A 19,148-nucleotide genomic window follows, 5' to 3' on the forward strand; every position below is an offset into this window, starting at 1 on the left:
AACGTCACTTGCGGCTGACATCACGATAGTCGACCTGCCGATGAAATTCGTAGGTGTAGCCTTCGATCGAGGAAGCCATCACCGCGTCCTGGTTCGGCTGCCACAGCGGAATCTGCGGCATCTCGCTGAAGTGGATCGCATTGAGCTTGCGGCCGTCCTCCTCGTACTTGGCCTTGTCGGGCTCGAAGCGGGCCTCCTGCGCGATCGCGGCCAACTCGGGATTGTTGATCGAGCTGTAGTTCCAGCGCTGATTGCCGGTGTAGAAGTTGCGGTAGAAATAGTCGGTGGAGGGCAGCCAGGCGACGATGCCTTCGGTGAACAAGGGCAGCTTCTTCTCGTTGATCTGCGTCGACATCTGCGCATCCGGCAGCTTCTGAATGTCGACCTTGATCCCGATCTTGGCAAGCGACTCCTTGACGAGCGCCGCCATCGGCTCCGCGGTCGAGGCCTGACCGACATTGAAGCTGAACGTCGTCGAGAAGCCCTCGGGAAGGCCTGCGGCCTTGAGGTATTCACGGGCCTTGTCAAGATCGACTTTCACCGGCGCCTGGAACGGATAGATGCCGTTCGCCGGCTTGCCATCCGGCCAGGTCGCGCCAAACAGCGGCGCGCCGCGGCCGAACAAAGCGGCCTTGAACATGTCGTCATAGGGCAGCGCGAAAGCGATGGCGCGGCGGACGTTGACGTTGTCGAACGGCGGGATCTGGTTGTTCATCGAGACGAAGGTGATCGCGTTGTATTGCGGCGTCGAGACCACCTTGAGCTTGCCCTTGGCCTCGAGCGACTGCACGTCGCTGGCCTGGAGATCGACGACGATATCGGCGTCGCCGCGCTCGACAAGATTGGCGCGGGTTGCAGGCTCCGGCACCGACTGCACGATCACGCGCTTGAAGAAGGCCGGCTTGTCGGGCGAGCCACGATTCCAGGCCTCGTCGCGCTTGAGGATGACCTGCTCGCCCGGCTTGAAGGTTTCAACCACGTAGGCGCCGCTGCCGGCCGTGTGCTCCTTCAGCCAGGCGGTGGCCCACGGATCGTCCGCTGTCGCGTGCTCCTTGGCGACCTTCGAGTTGATGATCATCGGATAGACGGTCGCGAGATTCGGCAGCGCCAGCTTGTCGGGCTTGGGCAGCGTCACCTCGATCGTCAGTGGATCGATCACCTTGAACTGATCGGCCGAGGTCAACGATCCCGTCAGGAGCTGCGCCTTGCCGAGGATCGGCGCGGTGACGCAGCGATCGAGCGACCATTTGACGTCCTCGGCCGTGACCGGCGAGCCGTCCTGGAACTTGGCGTCCTTGCGCAGACGGAAGGTGAGCTTTAGCCCGTCGGGACTGACGTCGTAGGATTCGGCGAGCTCGCCGGTGATCTTGTCGAGATCGAACACCCATTTGCCGTTGAGCTGCTTGCGGCCAAACGCCACCAGCCGATCGTAGGTGCTCATGCTCAGCGCGAAGGACTCGCGGGTCGAACCCGGAATGTTGGGATCGAGCGTGTTGACCGACGCGCCGGTCACATAGCGCAGCGTTTCCGCCCTGGTTTGCGCCCGCGAGGGCGCGGTAGCGACGAGCAGCAGCGCGGCGGTGGCAGCGACGCGGGTCGCCGGCCTGAAAGACACAAAACGCATTGGTTTTCCCTTGAATTTCGACAAGAACGCCAGCAAGGCAGGTTAAGAAACAAGCAAGTTGCGCGCCAGTCCCGGAGGGACGCCTCGTCGCGGCGGAGCATGGACAATCATGTCGATTCCCCCATTTTTTGCGCCGTTCGCGTGACCACGGCCTGCGGCACGTCATATGCGCTGAGCGAAGCCCAGTGATGCCCGACATCAGCGCGGAACAGACCGCGCGTCAGACCGTGGACCAGCTTGGGGACAGCGGTCGTCATCGCATTGATCGACGACCCCGACGGACCGAAGCTCATGGTGGACGCGATGGCGAAGAGATGGATGTCGGAGATCCACGGCGTCTCGCCGGGCACACATTCGGTGAAGGCGTAATCGTCGGCAAGATACGGAAAGCGGCCGAGCCGCGCGTTGCGTTCATTCTCTGGCGGTTGATAGCGGTCGGCCCAGGTCGCGATGTTACCGGCGAATTTGGAGAGTTCACCGCGGCTGGCAAAGTTCATGTCGATGCCGGTGCCGCAGATGACGAAATCCGCCGTGATGACGCCGCGCGGCGTCTGCAATTCAACGCCGCTATCGCTCTGTCGCGTCGCCTCGACCGGCGCGCCCTCGTGCAATGTGAAATTGGTATGACGCCCACAGCGATCGTAGGTCGGCTGCGGAAATCCCTCCCGCATTTCGAGGATGGTGCGCATGAAGCGCCAGCGCCAGGCATCATCGAGATCGCTGAGATGACGCAGGAAGCCGCGAAAGGTCAGCCAGCGATAGGGCTGGATCAGCTGGATCTGTGCGCGCCGGCACAATAGATGGACTTCGCCGGCGCCCGCTTCCAGCGCGGTTGCCGCATTGTCGAACGCGGATGCGCCGGCGCCGATCACGGCGACGCGCTTGCCGCGAAGGCTGTCGAAATCGATATCGTCGGCGACAGTCGCGACCGAGCCGGCCGGGAGATCACGAAGCGGCTCCGGGACCATCCAGCTGCCCGTGCCCTCCTGCCCCGTCGCCAGCACGATCTTGCGCGCATAGAGCGTCTCGACGCCTTCGGCACGTTTCACGTGTGCGGCGAGCAGCCCATCGGACGCAGGCGCAATCTCAAGAAGCTCGCAGCCGTTGCGCACCGGCAATCCGATCGTGCGGCGCAGCCACAGCAGATATTCGACCCAATGGCCGCGCGGGATGAGGTCGAGCTCCTTCCAGCTCTCCTTGCCGAAGCGCGCTTCGTGCCAGGACTGGCAGGTCAGGCTCGGGATATCGAGGTCCGGACCAGTATAATCCTTCGGACTGCGCAACGTTGGCATGCGCGCATAGGTGAGCCACGGCCCCTCCTTGCCCTCCTCGGCCTTGTCGAGCAGCAGGATATTGCTGACGCGGGAGCGCATCAGCCCGAAGCCGATGGCGATGCCGGATTGGCCGGCGCCGACGACGAGCACATCCAGCGCCGGCTTGCCGTCCGGCCCCCTCTTCGGTTCGAGCCACGCGGCGCCTGGATGCGCGATCCTGGCGAGATCGGCGCGAACGTCCGCTTCGAGCTTTGTCAGCGCCTCAGTCATGCCGCAAGCCAACCGCCGTCAACCACCATCACGGTGCCGGTCGTGAACGAGGATGCATCGCTTGCGAGATGCAGTGCCGCCTGCGCGATCTCCTCGGCCTCGCCGAACCGCTTCATGGCGTGGCGGTTGCGCGAGGCTTCACGCACCTCGTCCGAATTGGCGTGCCGCGCAAAACTGCGGCGAAGCATCGGCGTGTCGATCGCGCCCGGCGCGATCGCGTTGACGCGAATGCTGTCGGTCGCGAAATCCACCGCCATCGTCCGCGTGAGGCTGACGATCGCACCCTTGGCAGCGATGTAGGCGCTGTTGCCCTTGCCGCCGGCGATCGCCAACTGCGACGCCAGCGTGATGATCGAACCGCTGTTCTGCTGCTGCATCTGCGGCACGGCGGCGCGCGCCCACAGCCAGGTGCCACCGACATTGGTGCGGAACACCGCGTCCCAGTCGTCCGGACTCGTCGTCAGCACCGTACCGCCGCAGGAGAAGCCCGCGGCAGTCATGAGGATATCGAGCCGGCCATGTCGCGCCACGACATCACCGACAACGGTTTCGGCGAAACCGGCATCACCGACGTCGCCAACATGAGTCGTTGCCTCGCGCACCAGGCTCAAGGTCTCCTCAAGCCCCGCAGCATCGCGATCGACCAGGGCGAGACGCGCGCCTTCTTCAGCGAACAGCTTTGCGCTGGCGCGGCCGATGCCCGAGCCTGCCCCGGTGATGATGGCTGTGCGTCCCTGCAGGCGCATGTCAGAACCACTCCTTGTGCTGCATCCACCAAGCGCTCATCGCGGCGACCGAATCGGCGCAGCCGAACCGCGCGCGCCAGCCGAATTCGTCCGTCATCCGCGCAACCGACAGCGGCGCGCGATCCCCGCCATGCAGCTTGATGAACGTCTTCTCTCCGGGCGCGGCGAGCCGGCACTGCAAGCCGGGATGCAACGCCGCAATCGCCTCGCCCCATTGCAGCGCCGACCAGGCCGCGCCGCTCGATATATTGTAGAGCCGATGACGGAGACGCTCTGCCTCGATCAACACGGCCACGGCTTCGGCGGCATCTGGCGCATAGGTCCAGTCCTTCATGCCCGTATCAGGCATGATCGCCGCCTCGCCGCGGGCGAAAGCGGCCACAATCTGATACTGGAGGCTCGGCGTATCGCGCACCGAGCCAATTCGCTCCCATGGACCGAACACGGCGCTCAGCCGCACGCTCAGGAAATCGCCGCCGAAGAGTTCAGCATGGCGCGCGACAGATCGCTCCGACGTGAACTTGCTGATGGCGTAGAACGAGACGGGATCGCAGGGCGTCTCCTCGTCCAGAGCACCGACCCGCGCACCCGCGGCGCCATAGGCCGACGCCGATGACAGATTGACGACACGGCGAACGCCATGACGGATCGCCGCGAGCAGGATCGGGATCTGCGCCATCACATTGATTTCGAGAACGCGCGCGGTCGATGCTCTCTCCAGTTCATCGCCGGCGGTGATCGCAGCTCCAAGCACGATCGCATCAACGCCTTCGGCGATGAGGGCGTCGATGGCTGCTGCGTCGGTGATATCGCCCTGCACGGCTTTGAGTCGTGCGCCGTAGTCAGCAAGAGATCGCCGCGCGGACGGCGGCAACTCTGCGCGATCATGCAGCGTCACGTCGTGGCCGCGCGCGAGCAGCGCCTCCGCAACATTGAGCCCGACAAACCCGGCGCCGCCGAAAATAACGATCTTCATCGCGCGCGATCCGCGGTCACAGCAGTTTCGCTCCGAAATTCCGTTCCGGATCCATATCAGCGACGAGCCGGCCGGTGGGCTTGGCCGCTTCGCCACCACTGCGCGCAAGGAACTTGCCGCTGCCGGCATCCGCGAGGCACTTGTTGCCGTCAATGATCACCCTGCCGCGCGAGAGCACTGACACCGGCCAGCCCTTCAGCTTGCGGCCGGCGAACGGCGTGTAGCCGGCGAGGTCGTGCATCATCTCGTCGGCGATCGTGACCTCGCGATTGGGATCCCAGATCGCGATATCGGCATCGGCGCCGACCGCAATCGAACCCTTGCGGGGATGCAGATTGTAGATTTTGGCGGGCGCCGTCGCGGTCAGCTCGACAAACTTCTCCAGACCCAGTCGCCCCTTCGAGACCATCGCGTCGAACAACAAAGGCAGCCGCAGCTCCAGTCCGGGCAGACCGTTCGCGACCTGCTTGAAATTCGGATTGGGGCCCGCTCGCAGCTTGCCCGTCTCGTCGAAGCGATACGGTGCATGATCCGACGAGATGGTCTGGAGATCGCCAAGCGACAGCGCATGCCAGAGCGCCTCCTGGTCCGAATGCGTGCGCGGCGGCGGGCTGCACATCCACTTCGCGCCATCGGCGCCGGGCTTGTCGAGATCGGCGGCCGTCAAGAACAGATATTGCGGGCAGGTCTCGGCGAAAACCTTGAGCCCCTGCCCGCGCGCGTCGCGTATCACCTTGGCGCCTTCGGCCGTGGAGACGTGGAAGATCATGATCGGCTGGTCGATCAGCGCCGCCATGCCGATCAGCCGGGTGAAGGCCTCGGCTTCAGACACGCGAGCATGACTGACGGCGTGGTATTTCGGCAGCGTGTAGCCGCGCGCGAGCAGGCGCTTCACCATCCAGGCGATGATGCCGTGGTTTTCGGCGTGAGCACACAGCATCGCGCCGGACTGGCGCGCGGCGAGGAGGATGTCGAGCAGCGGCTCGTCGTCGACCTTGAGCCGGTCGTAGGTCATGAAGATCTTGATCGACGCATGGCCCTGCTTCACCAGTGCGGGAATGTGCTCCTCGACGGTCTCCCTGGTGGCGTCGGCGATGATCATATGGAAGGCATAGTCGATCACCGCGCCCTTCTTTGCCAGGGCGTGATAGTCCTCCACCACTTGCGGCAGCTTCATGCCGACATGCTGGGCCGCGAACGGGATCACCGTGGTCGTGCCGCCGAAGGCAGCCGAGACGGTCGCGCTCTCGAAGGTGTCGGCATTCATGATGCCGGCAGCGGACAATTGCTCGATATGGGCGTGGCTGTCGACGCCGCCGGGCAGCACCAGCTTGCCGCCCGCGTCGATCTCGCGCTTGGCCGCCGGAAGCCCGCGGCCGACGGCTGCGATGGTCTCGCCGGAGATGGCGACGTCGGCCTCGAACACATCGGTCGTGGTGGCGACGCGCCCACCGCGGATGATCAGGTCGTAGGTGGGTTCAGTCATGAGGCACTCCTTGATATGCCTGAAGCAAGTGATCGCCATTTCGCAGGAAGACCATCATGTCCCGGCCGCGCATCTTGCGCGACGCCGTCACCATGGCGCTCGGTACGGTGCAGTTCTCGCGTCACTAGGCGTCCTTCAGCTCTTTTGTATCCCGGCGCGCGAGCCATTGTGCATGGCTCTCGCGCGCCAGTGCGAACGTATCCCGCTGCGTCGTGTAGAGATTGCCGAACATGCGGCCGATCGGCCGGTAGGCGTCCAGATCGACATACATGTTGACCTCGTCGACCAGGCCCTCGCGGGCATGGATTCTCAAGACTTCGCCAACCAGAAGCTCGCGATCGGGCGAAAAGTTCAGCACGACATGGCGCCGGCATTCGAGCGCAAACGGCGCTGCGGCCAGGCGCGGCACCTTCACATCGACTGACGCGAGCGTCGCAAGCCCCGTTGCCGCGACCTCGCTGTCGCCGGAGGGGAAATCGACCGCGCAATCGTTCATCGCCGACGACAGCGCCTCGTCCACCATGTGAACCACGAACTCGCCGTCGCGATGGATGTTGCGGGTGGTGTCCTTCGGGCTGTGATCCGGCTTGTGCTGAAGCCCCAGCACGATCAGCGCGGGGCTCTCTGAGAAGACGTTGAAGAAGCTGAACGGCGCGGCGTTGACCGCCCCGTTCTCGTCCAGCGTCGTCACCAGCGCGATCGGCCGCGGCACGATCACGCCGCAGAGCAGCTTGTAGCGGTCCCGCGGATCAAGCTCGCGCAAGGAAATGCCTGATGTGTCCTTGCCTGCCATCGGCGTCACTTCTCCGGCGGCGGCACTGCGCCGGTTTGGCTGGTGATCAGGCCGTAATGCTCGATCCGGCGATGCTGCGCGAAATTGAAGATCGTGGTCTTGCCGAACGTTGTGGCATCGAGATCGCAGGGATGGACCAGAAGCTCGTCCCCTTCCGTCTTGGCCTCGGCGACGATCTCGCCGTTGGGATCGACGATCAGGCTGCCACCAAACAGCGGGTGTCCATCCTCGACGCCGGCCTTGGCAACTGCGACCACCCAGGTCGCGTTCTGGTAGGCGCCGGCCTGCACGGAGAGGCGGTTGTGAAACAGGCGTTTCTCGACGCCCTCCTCGCTCTTCTCCGCATTCACGGACGGCGTGTTGTAGCCGATCACCACCATCTCGACGCCCTGCAGGCCCATGACGCGGTAGGTCTCGGGCCAACGCCGGTCGTTGCAGATGGCCATGCCGATGATGCCGCCGAGTTCGCGCCAGACGTTGAAACCGAGATCGCCCGGCTCGAAATAGCGCTTCTCCAGATGCTGGTGCGAGCGCTTGGTGTCGAACTCCACATGACCCGGCAGATGGATCTTGCGATATTTGCTGACAATCTTGCCGGACTTGTCGGTGAGGATCGCGGTGTTGAAGTGATGGCCGTCGGGCGTGAGCTCCGCATAGCCGAAGTTCATCGCCATCTGGTGCTGCGCCGCGCATTCGAACAGCGGCCGGGTCGCCGCGTTCGGCATCTCGCGCTCGAACCAGATGTCGGCCTCGGCCCGGTCTTCCACGTACCAGCGCGGGAAGAACGTCGTGAGCGCGAGTTCCGGATAGACGATCAGGTCGGCTCCCCTGGCCTTGGCCTCGTCCATCAGCGCGATCATGCGCTTGACCACGGCCTCGCGGCTGTCGGCTTTCTGGATCGGGCCCATCTGGGCGGCGGCAACATTGACAATACGCATCAGCAATTTCCTGACCTCTCGGCGAAGCTGACCATTGCAGCTTCAAAAACTTTCCGGCGCGCGCAGCATAACGCAGCCTCGCACCGCTTTTCCAGCCTGGCGCCACTCACGCGGTTCGCCCCCATTCGGCATCTTGCAGCAGCCGCCAGTTGATCTTGTTGCTCGCGGTCCGCGGCAGTTGATCGACGAAGACGACGGCACGCGGCGCCTTGTAGCTGGCCATCGCGCTACGCGCCCAGCCGATGATGTCGTCGGACGACGTCGTCGCCGGCGCGGCCTCATCCAGCACCACCAGCGCCTTGACAGTCTCGCCGCGATAACTGTCCGGCGCGGAGACGATGCAGCACTCCCGGATGGCGCGGTTCTGGTACATCGCCGCTTCCACCTCGGCAGGCCACACCTTGAAACCGCTGACATTGATCATTCGCTTCAGCCGGTCGACGGCGAAGAAATAGCCGTCAGCATCGCGATAGCCGAGATCACCCGTGCGCAGGAACCGCTTTCCGGCGAGATCAATGAATGCCTCCACATCGGCCTGCGGCCGGTTCCAGTAGCCGCTTAGGACCTGCGGACCGTGCACCACGATCTCGCCGACAACATTGTCCTCGAGCTCGATCAGGCTCTCCGGATCGATGATCCTGGCGTCGGTCTCCTGCACGGAAATGCCGAGGCATTGCCGCTTCGGGGCGGCCATCGGGTTGAGATGCGTCGGCGACATGGTCTCGGTCATGCCGTAGCCTTCGACGAAATCGAGACCGAACCGTCCCTTCAGCCGCTCGGCCACCGCCATCGGCATCGCCGCACCGCCACCGGTCAAGACCTTGAGCTTCGCAAAGCATCGGTCGCGGAACCGGGCGCTCGCGAGCACGTCGACGATCATGGTCGGCGCGGCGTTCCAGAACGTCACGCCATAGGCCTCGAACAGATCCGGCAGCAGATCCCTGTCCCAGCGCGCCATCAACAGCAGCGTCGCGCCCGTGACGATCGCGGCATTCATCGAGCCTTGCATGCCCGCGACGTGAAACAGCGGCATGAAGCCGGTCATCACGTCGTCGCCGCCGAGCCCGTACCAGCGGGCTTGCAAGACGGCAGTGAACAGCGCGCTGCGATGACTGTGCATGCACGCCTTGGGTTTTCCGGTCGTGCCCGACGTATAGGGCAGAACCATCAGATCGTCCGGTCCTGCAGTCATCACACCGGGCCGCAAGTCTTGCGCAATCGCAAACGACCAGGAGTGCCAGCCCGGCGACGACGGCGCCTCCGACGGCGCTTCTGTCACGCATGCCGGTAGCGTATAGGGCGTCGCCGCCGGCACGTCGTCGCGATACTGGGCGACGATCGCATGGGTGGTGGCCTCGCCGATCAGCGGCGCAAACACGGTGTTCAACTCACTCCCAATGATCGCGACCTTGGCGCCACTGTCGCTAGCCAGATACTCGATCTCGGCCGTCTTGTTCATGGGGTTGACGGGCACGATCACGGCACCTGCCCGCATCACCGCATAATAGGCAATGACATATTGCGGCGAGTTCTGGAGGGCAATCATGACGCGGTCGCCGCGCGTCACGCCGCAGATCTTTTGCAAGAAGCCGGCCATGGCATCGACCCGGCCGCGAAGTTCGCGATAGCTCAGGCTCGCGCCGTAAAACACCGTCGCGGGATGCGAGGGCCGGTCATGCGCCGCACGTACCAACGCGTCGTAGAGCGTTCCCTCGGGCACGGTGAGATGCCAAGGCTCATCCGCCGGCCAAGCCGGCGAGCGACGAAGCGTTGCGTGATCCGCGCTCACCCGTGCTCCTCGTCGGCGACGTCCAGGCCGTGGTCGAGCGCGTCCAGAAGCCACTCGGCCTCATGCTCGGAGATCACGAGCGGCGGCGCCAGGAACAGCGAGGTCTGTTCTCCGCTGGTCCCGATTACCGCGCCGGCCTCCAGCGCACGCGTCGCCACGCGCGAGGCAATCGGCACCTCGGTTGTGTCCGCACACCAGGAGCGCCAATCCGGACCGTGCAGTTCCACCGTCCAGTGCAGCCCCTGCCCCGCCACGCGCTGCACGCTGGGATGCTTCTGCGCGATGGCGAGCAGGCGGCGGGTGAACAGCTTTTCGAGGCTCCGCACATGCTCCAGAATTTTCACTTCCGTGACGACCTTCAGGTAGGCGCTGACGGCGGCCATGCTGATCGGATGGCCGCGCAGTGTGCCGTAATTCTGCCAGCTCGTACCCTTGAGCCGCTCGACGATCGCTTTCGACACCACGACCGCGGCGACTGCCGCGGCACCGCCGCCGAGCGATTTGCCGAGCGTCACGATGTCGGGGCGGCTTTTTGCTCCCTGAAACGCGAACCAGCGTCCGGCACGTCCGGCGCCGGTAACAACCTCGTCCGCGATCCAGTATGAACCCGCCTGCCGCGCGCAGAGCGCCACCCGATCCTGATATGCGCCGTCGTAATAGACGCCGCCCTGCGTGTAGTCGATGATCGTCGCCGCAGTGTCCGAGAGAAGGCGCGTGGCATCCGTCAGATATTCACTCGGGGGCGCATTGTTCGGCGGCGCGCCGTAGATTGCGCCGTCCGGTGCCGGCAATATCCGCACCGGCGCCATCGGCGCCGGCCGCTGCGAACCGCCGGCATGCACCGCGAGCCCGCCATGCCATTGCGGCTGGACGGTCATGCTGCGCGACAGACCCGTGAGGCCATGATAGGCGCGCTCGCGCGTTGCAAGCGCGGAGCGCTGCGTCAAGGCCTGGCACAGCGACAGCGCCATGTCGTTGGCCTCGCTGCCGCTGATGCAGAAGCGCACCGCGCCGACCCAATCCTCTTCGCCCTTGAACGCAATGGCCATCAGATCGTCCGCGGCCTGCTCGCGCCCAACCCAGCTCCAACCTTCGTTCACGACCGGCGTATCCGCCGCGCGGCGGATCGCTTCCACCATCGCGGGATGACGATGTCCGAGACCGCCGCCAGTGTTGCTGCCGTCGATGAGCTTACGGCCGTCCGAAAGATGAAAGTAGACGCCCTCGCCGCCGACCACGGCCATTGGCGCGCTGTCGCCCGCATTCAGCCCAGTTCGCAACAATCTGCTCATGGCAATCCCTTCATTCCGCCGGCTCGGCGCCGTAGCCACCGCCGCCGCAGCTCTCGATGGTGACGACATCGCCCTGCTGCAGCACGAGGTTCGACTTGCCGTCGATCGCCACGTTTTGGCCTTGCCTGATCAGCGAGACGCGGCAGGGCTTGCCGGGCCCGCCGCCCTGCATGCCGAATGGCGGAATCACCATGCGCTCGATGCAGGTCGTCAGATGCATCGACGGTGCCAGGATGCGATAGGCGCGAACCACGCCGTCGCCGCCGCAATATTTTCCCGTCCCACCGGACTCCCGGCGAATGGCCTGCTGCTCGACGCGAATCGCATAATTCGCCTCGATCACCTCGGCCGGCGTGTTCGAAGTGTTGGCCAGATGCACCCGGGTCGCCGATACGCCCGTCCGATCATGCCGCGCGCCTTCGCCGCCCCCGTGAACCTCGTAGAGCATCTTCCACGAACCATCCTGCCGCGGCTCGGCGAAGAACAGCACGCCCGCAGTAGTAGCGCCGCCCGCCGACAGGCGTTCGGGGATCGTGTCCTGCATGGCGCGGAAGACCGCATCGACGATCCGCATCGAGGTCTCGTGGTTGCCGGCGGCGACGGAGGCGTTCCAGCCCGGCTCCAGGATCGAGCCCGGACGCGTGATGATGGTCAAAGGCCGGAGCGCGCCCGCGTTCTGCTGCATGTCGCGCCCGCTCATGATGCGCGCGGCATAGGCCACAGCCGAGCGCGCGATGAACGGCGTGGTATTGCAGAAATTCGAGACGCGATCGCAACTCCCGGACAGATCGAAGGTCGCTTCATCGCCCGCGATGGTGATTTTCACATGGATGCGCGCAGGCGCATTGTTCACGCCGCCGTCGTCGAGATAGTCCTCGCCTTTGTAGACTCCGTCCGGCAGCGCACGCAGCGCCTCGCGCATCTCGATCTCCGAGAGATCGTGAAGGCGCGACTGCGTCGCCGTGAATACCGGCTTGCCGTGCTCGCGGCAGAGCTCGACGATGCGCCGCTCGCCAGCCTTGGTCGCCGCGATCTGGGCGAGGAGATCGCCCTCGCAGGCTTTGGGGTCGCGAACATTGACCTTAAGCAGCTGCATGACAGCCGCGTTGACGCCGGCCGCGGTCGCAATCAACACCGGCGGAATGCGCATTGCCTCCTGGAACGTGTCGATCGCCTTGGCGAAATAGCTGCCGGGCCAGGTGCCGCCGATGTCGGGCCAGTGCGCAAGGCTGACCGCGAACGCTACGATCTCGCCGTCGACGAACACGGGCCGCACGACCTTGACGTCGTTGAGATGATTGCCGCCGAGCGCGCCGAGATTGTAGATCAGCACGTCGCCGTCATTCAGGGTGTCGGCCGGCACCACCTTCAGCAGTTCGGGAATGGTATAGGCCATCGCGCCGAGATGGATCGGGATGTCACGGCCCTGCCCGACCAGACCACCGCGGCCGTCGGTGATCGCCGATGACAGGTCGCCGGCCTCGCGCAGCAGCGGCGAGCGCGCCGAGCGCGTCATCACCAGGCTCATTTCCTCGGCCGCGGCAGAAAGCCCGTGCCGGATGACTTCGACGACGAACGGATCGAGCTTCATACCGCCCCCCGCGTCAGGAACAGATTGCCGGCATCATCGGGCTTCGCCTGCCAGCCGGGCGGCACCACCACCGTCGACCATGCGTCCTCGATGATCGCGGGTCCGCTGACCACGTCGGACGCCGCCGCGCGGTCGACGATCGCGGTCGCGACCTCATGGAAGCCGTCGAACGAGCAGATGCGTTTGCCAGTGGACACCATCCTTACCGCAGTCGCCGGCCGGCTTACGACTGTCGTCGATGGGCGGCGTGCCTGCACCCGTACCGATTCGATGACGCAGCTCTCGTTCGTCGCATAGCCGAAGAGTTCATGATGCCGCGCCAGGAAGTCCTTCTTCAGCCGCATCACATCGAGCGGCAGCGCGAACGGCACCGGAATGGCGTCGTTCTGCGCGGCGTAGCGCATCAAGGCCACCAGTTCGAGCTGGATTTCCACATTGGCAACGCCATTGGCGATGAGCGGCGCCGACGCATCGTTGATCAGCGCTCCAATCCGCTCCGACACGCGGGCGAGATCGATGCCGTCGAGAGCGGCACGCAACGTTTGCTGCTGGAGGAAACTGAAATCGGCGGTGAGACAGCCTAGCGCCGAGAACGCGCTCGATGCACTCGGCACGACGACCTGCGCAATCCCGTAGAGATCGGCAAGGCCCGCGGCATGCATCGGGCCGCCACCGCCGAAGGCGAGCAACGTACAGTCGCGTCCGTCGATGCCGCGCTCGACCGTGACGCGGCGGAGCGCACGTGCCATGGTTGCGTTCGCGACCTTGATGATGCCGAGCGCCGTTTCGGTCAGGCCCAGTCCCAGCGCATGCGCGATCGGCTCAATGACGCGCAAAGCGGCCGTGATATCGATGCCAATGCGGTCGCCGAGCTTGGTCTCGGGATTGAGATAGCCGAGCACGGCGTTGGCGTCGGTGATCGTCGGCTCGGTGCCGCCGCGGCCGTAACAGGCCGGCCCCGGCTCGGAGCCCGCGCTCTCCGGCCCAACCGTCAGGCCGCCCGGTCCGTTGCGCACGATTGATCCGCCGCCCGCCCCGATCGAATGAACCGCGAGCATCGGCTGGCGCAGCGGCTTGTCGCCGAGCATGCGGCCGTCGGTCATCTCGGCCTGGCCGTCGACGATCAGGCACACGTCGGTCGTGGTGCCGCCCATGTCGAAGGTCAGCATGCGGGACGTGCCGAGCTGGCGCGCGATGCTGACGGATGCCGAGACGCCAGCCGCCGGACCCGACAGCGCCATCACCAGCGGCCGCCGTTTCACGGCGGAGATCGGGATCATGGCGCCGGCGGAATGAAACACCTGCAGGCCGGGGCCGATCGGCAGCCGCTGCTCCAGCTCGCTGAGATATTCCACCGCGATCGGCATCGCGGCCGCGTTGAACACGGTCGCCGATGTCCGCTCGTATTCGCGCGCCTCGGGATTGACCTCGTGCGACAGCGAGACGTGGGCGATGACCTCCTTGAGGCGTTCGCCGAGCATCTTTTCATGCACCGGGTTGGCATAGGCATGGAGCAAGGCCACCGCGACGCTCTGAACGCCGGTCTCCTTCAGCCACGCCGCCAGACGCTCGATTTCCGCTTCCTCCAACGCCTTCAGCACCCGCCCCTCGTGATCGAGACGCTCGGCGAGCCCGAAGCAGAGTTCGGGCGGCACCAGCGGCGGCGATTTCGGCGGGATGTCGAGACGATAGAGATCACGCCGGCGGTAGCGTGCGATCTCGAGCACGTCGGCAAATCCTTCGGTCGCGACCAGCGCGACTTTCGGCAGCCGTCCCTCGACGATGGCGTTGGTCACGCGCGTGGTGCCGTGAACGAAGCGCTTGACCTCGCTCTTGCGCAAGCCGACGGCCTCGATGGCCTCCAGCATCGCCTGAACGGGAGCCTGCGGCCGCGACGGCACTTTTGCGATCCGCGCCTCCGCTGAATCGCGCCTGATCGCGATGATGTCGGTGAAGGTGCCACCGATATCGGTGCCGACTTCCCAGTGATTTTCGAAGGAACTCATGTGCAGGGTCAGCTACGGATGACGTCCGAACCGGACGCCGAATTCTTACCGTCCATCGCAACGTCCAATGCCAAACCGAGTGCGCTCATCATCATCCCTTGTCATGCCACCGCCCGCGAGCGTGCGACAGAGCGACGGGCTCGGGACAGGGCCAGAGTTGTCGCAAACCACTAGACCAGCACGCGACCGGCGCCGCGCGCCCGCATCGGCTGCACGTTTTGGTGCAGAGGTGCCCGCGCAGAGTGCACGCGAATGTGGACTGCTTCACGCGAGAAAAGTGCAGCGCACCACAGATTTTTCGGCGCAAATCGTGATGCCCACTGCACTGCAATCCAAGCGCCCCAAATCGTCTGTCTAATTTGCAGGCGATCGAGCGGCGCTACGGGATATCCGGGTGCCTACGAGCTATGCACGGTGGTCGGCTCAGCCTCTCTTTATTGTACGAACAGCAAGAGGCGATATTGTCGGGTCGGATGGTGCATTGCGGGCGCCGCTACCGATGCGAGCCGCGATTCTCGCAAGCAGCGGAGACGCATCCTCGACGCGCAAGCGTCCATAGCCGAACACCAGGCCCTGCCGCGTCGGCTGCTCCAGAAAGTTTTGCGACAGCGGCTGCACGTGGATACCGGCTTGCTTCAGAATCCCGGCCGCCTCACGATCGCTCATCCGCGCCCGCATCGCGTCGGTCAACAGAGCCACCAAATGCTGCCCGGTGACGGCGGAGGACACGGTGAGATCATCCGGCATCAGGGCTGCGATCGCAGAGATCAGCGCCTTTCGCCTGCTAGCATAGACCCGCCGCATCCCGCGCAGATGCCGCAGCAGGTGCCCTTCCCGCATGAATTCGGCCAGAGCGAGTTGTCCGATGCCGGAGGTATGGACGTCGATGCGCGCGCGGCCCTTCGAGAACCCGTCGATGAAATGCCGGTTCGCAACGATGTAGCCGAGCCGCAGGTTCGGCATCATGATCTTCGAGAAGGTGCCGAAATAGATCACCCGTCCCTCGCGATCGAGCGATCGCAAGGAAGCGATCATGCTGTCCTGGTGCCTGAACTCTGAATTGTAGTCGTCCTCGATCACCCAGACGTCGTTCCTGTTCGCCCAGTCCAGGAGTTCGAGACGCCGTTCCAGACCCATGCTGACGCCGAGCGGGTATTGATGCGATGGTGTCGCCACGATCAACCGCGCAGCCGGGGCACGCAGGATTCCCTCCGCGACGACCATACCCTTGTCGTCGACGGGAACCGGAACCAGCTTCGCGCCGGCGGCCGTAAGCGCCCACCGGGCCTCGACGAAGCCGGGCTCCTCGACCCAGACCTCGTCGCCGGGATCGAGGATCATCCGGCTACAAAAATCCAGTGCGCCCGAGGTGCCGGAGGTGACGACCACCTCCTCCGGCGAGCAGACGAGCCCACGGACCGAGCCGAGGAAGTTCGCGATCTCGCGTCGCAGCCGCGGATGGCCCTCCGGCGGAAGATCAAGGCACTCCTGCTCTCTCGGATTTTGCCAGGTCTGACGCAGCAGGCGCGACCATTCCTTGAACGGGAAGGTCGAGATGTCGGGCGCGCCCGGGCTGAACTCCGAGGGCCAGTTGGTCTCGTAGTCGAAGGCGAGCAGCGAGCGCCAGCGCTTCGACATATGCACGGGTGCGGCGGCCGGTGATACGGCCGAAGGCGGCTGCGCATGCGGTGTCGCGACAGACCCCACCATGACGCTGCCGCGCGGCGTCGATTCCAGATAGCCTTCGGCATAGAGCAGATCCCAGGCGGTCAACACCACCGTGCGCGAACAGCCCAATTCCCGCGTGATCTCGCGCGAGCCGAGAAATTGGGTTCCGGCCGGAAAGACACCGCGCAGAATGCAATCCCGGATGTGGGCCGCAATCTGCAAGTGCAGCGGCACGGTCGACGTCCGGTCGATGTGCATCCCGGCAAGGGAGACGCGTTTGCTTGGCTGACGATCTCTGTCCATCGCGTAGAGGTGAGCTGTTGGAACGGCCGGCAAAAGTCGCCGGTGTCAGCTCAGGATGGGCCAAGAGCGGATTCGGGTCCAGTCTTGGCAGGAAATGCAGTTCCTCCATTCCCGTCTCATTGTGCAATTCGGCGAGCCGGCGCGGCCTCGATGCGGCCGCGCCGGTGCTCCGCTCAGCGGAAGTTGCCCTTGGTCTCGGGGATCACGATTGCGCCGATCAGGTAGACGACGAAGACACCGACGGCGAAGTATGCCAGTGACATCGGAATCTCCGCGGGGCTGCCGCTGACCAGCGATACGAAGGTCGGCATCATGCCGCCCAGCGCAAAGCCGATGTTCCAGGACAGGCCCGTGCCACTGGCGCGCAGCGCGGTGGGGAAGCGCTCATTCAGGAAGATCAGCACCGGCGCGTAGCCGGCATTGCCGATGAAGGCGATGGCGAACGCATAGAGCGTGATCTGCGTCGTGTCCTTGGTGGCCGCGAGGTTGAGATAGCACAACGGCAGCAGCACCGCCGCGAGGACACCAATGATAAGGAACGTCTTCTTGCGGCCGATGCGGTCGCTCAATGCGCCCACCAGCACCGCGGAGAAGAACGCAGAGATGCTCGCGCCCATCAGGATCAACGACGAGGTCTGGTTCGGGACCGCGTTGATGACCTTGAGGAAGCTCGGCAGATAGCCCGAGGTCAGGTAATAGCCGGCGCCACCGCCGAAGGTGATCAGCAGATTGACCAGCAGCACGCCGCGATACTCGCCCGAAAACACGTCCCTGACCGGCGCCTTCGAGACCTTCGCCTGCTTGTTGCCCTGCTGGCGCTTGAGCTCCTTGAAATAGGGAGATTCTTCGAGGTTCCGGAAGATGAACCAGCCGAGCAGCGAGCTCAGCAGGCCGGAGAAGAACATGAAGCGCCAGCCCCACACCGCGAAGGCATCGCCGGGGAAGACCGAGGACGTGATCAGGAAGATGAACGACGCCAGCAGCGCGCCGATGCCGGCACCGCCGCCGCCGACCAGGCCCGACATTGCGCCGCGCCAGTTCGCCGGCACCGACTCCGTGCCGATGGTGTGGGTGGAGGCGACGACGCCGCCGACGAAGATGCCTTGCACCAGGCGCAGGATCAAGAAGATGATCGGTGCGAGGACGCCGACCTGGGCAATGGTCGGCAACAGCCCGAACGCCGCGGTGCTGAGACCAACGCCGATGATGGCGATCAGCATGGCCTGCTTGCGGCCGTGCACGTCGGCATAATGGCCGAACACCGCCGAGCCGAGCGGCCGCATCAGCAGGGTGACGGCGAACGAGCCGTAGACTGCCGCCAGCGACAGCGCCGCATTGCTCGACGGAAAGAACAGCGCGCCAATGACCGGCGCGACATACAAAAGAATGAACAAATCAAACAGATCGAGCGCCCATCCCAATACGGACGCGATGATCGCGTTGACCATTTGCTTGTTGCCGGCCGACGCCTCGGCGCCTGCGACCGGCATATCCATCTCAGCCATATTGTTTATCTCCCCCGTTTGTGTCACGCCGCGGTCCGCGCCATTGCGAACCGCGGCAATTGTTCGTGTCGTTCGATCAGCGGCCGGCGAATTTCGGCGGGCGCTTGGCGTTGAAGGCCTCGACGCCCTCCTTGAAGTCTTCGGACTGGCGCAGCCGGCTGTAGCAGTGGCCCTCGAGCTCGATCGCGATCGCGAGCGTCGAATCCTCGGTGTCGTTCAGAAGCTTCTTGGCCGTGCGCTGTGCCAGCGGCGAGAAGGTGCGAAGCTCGTCGACGAGCTTGTCGGTGGCCTTCTCGAGCTCGGCATCGGGCACGCATTCGGTGGCGATGCCCCACTCCAGCGCCTGCTTGGCCGAAATGCGCTTGGAGCGCATCACGATGTCCTTGGTGCGGGTGATGCCGACCATTTTCTGCAAGCGCGCCGAACCGCCAGAGCCCGGAATCTGGCCGAGCTTCTGCTCGGGCAGCGCGTATTGCGTGGTCTCGGATGCGATGCGGAAGTCGCAGGCGAGCGACAGCTCGAAGCCGACGCCGAAGCAATAGCCGCGGTTGGCAACGATCACCGGCTTGGCGCAGCGCGCGGGCGCAGCGATGTTCCAGGCGAGCTTGGAGACATGCTCGGGGCTCGCCTCCATGAAGCCGCCGATGTTGCCGCCGCTGGAGAAGTGCTCGCCCTCGCCTCGCAACACGATGATGCGGACGCGCGGATCCTCGTCCAGCGTCTCGAAGGTCAGCCGGAGCTGGTCGCGCTGCGGCATCGCTACGACGTTGTAGGGCGGTCGTCCAAGGATGATGTCGGCGCGCTCATGCGCCTCGTCAATCTCGACCTTGAACCCGTCGAGCCTGGCAAGCCGCGGATCGGAAAATGTGTATGGTGACGGCATGTCC

Annotated in this window: 14 protein-coding genes; all 14 read right to left on the reverse strand. The window is 64.8% G+C overall.

Translation table 11 applies throughout. The annotated features are described in order from the left end of the window. Positions 1 to 4: 4 nt before the first annotated feature. Complete coding sequence (locus tag ABIB73_RS06090) at positions 5 to 1,624, reverse strand: ABC transporter substrate-binding protein (RefSeq protein WP_354222144.1); 1,620 nt, start codon at positions 1,622 to 1,624, stop codon at positions 5 to 7. A gap of 107 nt (positions 1,625 to 1,731) precedes the next feature. Continuing rightward, positions 1,732 to 3,168, reverse strand: coding sequence for an NAD(P)-binding domain-containing protein (locus ABIB73_RS06095; protein ID WP_354222145.1), 1,437 nt, complete (start codon positions 3,166 to 3,168; stop codon positions 1,732 to 1,734). Beyond that, positions 3,165 to 3,914, reverse strand: coding sequence for an SDR family oxidoreductase (locus tag ABIB73_RS06100; protein WP_354222146.1), 750 nt, complete (start codon positions 3,912 to 3,914; stop codon positions 3,165 to 3,167). The genes ABIB73_RS06095 and ABIB73_RS06100 overlap by 4 nt, the downstream gene beginning before the upstream one ends. 1 nt (position 3,915) lies before the next feature. After that, positions 3,916 to 4,890: an NAD-dependent epimerase/dehydratase family protein gene (locus tag ABIB73_RS06105; RefSeq protein WP_354222147.1), complete on the reverse strand. Its 975-nt coding sequence runs from the start codon at positions 4,888 to 4,890 to the stop codon at positions 3,916 to 3,918. A 16-nt stretch (positions 4,891 to 4,906) separates the two neighbouring features. After that, entirely contained in the window at positions 4,907 to 6,376 is a 1,470-nt protein-coding gene (hydA, locus tag ABIB73_RS06110; protein ID WP_354222148.1) for a dihydropyrimidinase, read from the reverse strand. A gap of 124 nt (positions 6,377 to 6,500) precedes the next feature. Next, complete coding sequence (locus ABIB73_RS06115) at positions 6,501 to 7,169, reverse strand: flavin reductase family protein (RefSeq protein ID WP_354222149.1); 669 nt, start codon at positions 7,167 to 7,169, stop codon at positions 6,501 to 6,503. Positions 7,170 to 7,174: 5 nt separating this feature from the next. Next, positions 7,175 to 8,107, reverse strand: a complete 933-nt coding sequence (locus tag ABIB73_RS06120) for an N-carbamoyl-D-amino-acid hydrolase (RefSeq protein ID WP_354222150.1) — start codon at positions 8,105 to 8,107, stop codon at positions 7,175 to 7,177. Between the two features lie 106 nt (positions 8,108 to 8,213). After that, positions 8,214 to 9,896 carry a long-chain-fatty-acid--CoA ligase gene (locus ABIB73_RS06125; protein ID WP_354222151.1) on the reverse strand — a complete coding sequence of 561 codons (1,683 nt, stop codon included), beginning with the start codon at positions 9,894 to 9,896 and terminating at the stop codon, positions 8,214 to 8,216. Further along, entirely contained in the window at positions 9,893 to 11,188 is a 1,296-nt protein-coding gene (locus ABIB73_RS06130) for an aminotransferase class III-fold pyridoxal phosphate-dependent enzyme (RefSeq protein WP_354222152.1), read from the reverse strand. Before ABIB73_RS06130 ends, ABIB73_RS06125 begins: the two co-directional genes overlap by 4 nt. A 10-nt stretch (positions 11,189 to 11,198) precedes the next feature. Then, positions 11,199 to 12,779: a hydantoinase B/oxoprolinase family protein gene (locus ABIB73_RS06135; RefSeq protein ID WP_354222153.1), complete on the reverse strand. Its 1,581-nt coding sequence runs from the start codon at positions 12,777 to 12,779 to the stop codon at positions 11,199 to 11,201. Further along, complete coding sequence (locus ABIB73_RS06140; protein ID WP_354222154.1) at positions 12,776 to 14,785, reverse strand: hydantoinase/oxoprolinase family protein; 2,010 nt, start codon at positions 14,783 to 14,785, stop codon at positions 12,776 to 12,778. Before ABIB73_RS06140 ends, ABIB73_RS06135 begins: the two co-directional genes overlap by 4 nt. Before the next feature lie 423 nt (positions 14,786 to 15,208). Beyond that, complete coding sequence (gene pdxR, locus ABIB73_RS06145; RefSeq protein ID WP_354222155.1) at positions 15,209 to 16,687, reverse strand: MocR-like pyridoxine biosynthesis transcription factor PdxR; 1,479 nt, start codon at positions 16,685 to 16,687, stop codon at positions 15,209 to 15,211. 242 nt (positions 16,688 to 16,929) lie between these two features. Continuing rightward, complete coding sequence (locus ABIB73_RS06150; protein ID WP_354222156.1) at positions 16,930 to 18,261, reverse strand: MFS transporter; 1,332 nt, start codon at positions 18,259 to 18,261, stop codon at positions 16,930 to 16,932. Positions 18,262 to 18,337: 76 nt separating this feature from the next. After that, positions 18,338 to 19,144 carry an enoyl-CoA hydratase/isomerase family protein gene (locus ABIB73_RS06155; RefSeq protein WP_354222157.1) on the reverse strand — a complete coding sequence of 269 codons (807 nt, stop codon included), beginning with the start codon at positions 19,142 to 19,144 and terminating at the stop codon, positions 18,338 to 18,340. Positions 19,145 to 19,148: the final 4 nt, after the last annotated feature.

The sequence above is a fragment of the Bradyrhizobium sp. F1.4.3 genome, assembly GCF_040548375.1.
Lineage (GTDB): Bacteria > Pseudomonadota > Alphaproteobacteria > Rhizobiales > Xanthobacteraceae > Bradyrhizobium.

Coding starts and splice junctions, on each gene's coding strand:
- ABIB73_RS06090 (WP_354222144.1), bottom strand. CDS start 1,624: ATGCGTTTTGTGTCTTTCAGGCCGGCGACCCGCGTCGCTGCCACCGCC.
- ABIB73_RS06095 (WP_354222145.1), bottom strand. CDS start 3,168: ATGACTGAGGCGCTGACAAAGCTCGAAGCGGACGTTCGCGCCGATCTC.
- ABIB73_RS06100 (WP_354222146.1), bottom strand. CDS start 3,914: ATGCGCCTGCAGGGACGCACAGCCATCATCACCGGGGCAGGCTCGGGC.
- ABIB73_RS06105 (WP_354222147.1), bottom strand. CDS start 4,890: ATGAAGATCGTTATTTTCGGCGGCGCCGGGTTTGTCGGGCTCAATGTT.
- hydA (WP_354222148.1), bottom strand. CDS start 6,376: ATGACTGAACCCACCTACGACCTGATCATCCGCGGTGGGCGCGTCGCC.
- ABIB73_RS06115 (WP_354222149.1), bottom strand. CDS start 7,169: ATGGCAGGCAAGGACACATCAGGCATTTCCTTGCGCGAGCTTGATCCG.
- ABIB73_RS06120 (WP_354222150.1), bottom strand. CDS start 8,107: ATGCGTATTGTCAATGTTGCCGCCGCCCAGATGGGCCCGATCCAGAAA.
- ABIB73_RS06130 (WP_354222152.1), bottom strand. CDS start 11,188: ATGAGCAGATTGTTGCGAACTGGGCTGAATGCGGGCGACAGCGCGCCA.
- ABIB73_RS06135 (WP_354222153.1), bottom strand. CDS start 12,779: ATGAAGCTCGATCCGTTCGTCGTCGAAGTCATCCGGCACGGGCTTTCT.
- ABIB73_RS06140 (WP_354222154.1), bottom strand. CDS start 14,785: ATGAGTTCCTTCGAAAATCACTGGGAAGTCGGCACCGATATCGGTGGC.
- ABIB73_RS06150 (WP_354222156.1), bottom strand. CDS start 18,261: ATGGCTGAGATGGATATGCCGGTCGCAGGCGCCGAGGCGTCGGCCGGC.
- ABIB73_RS06155 (WP_354222157.1), bottom strand. CDS start 19,144: ATGCCGTCACCATACACATTTTCCGATCCGCGGCTTGCCAGGCTCGAC.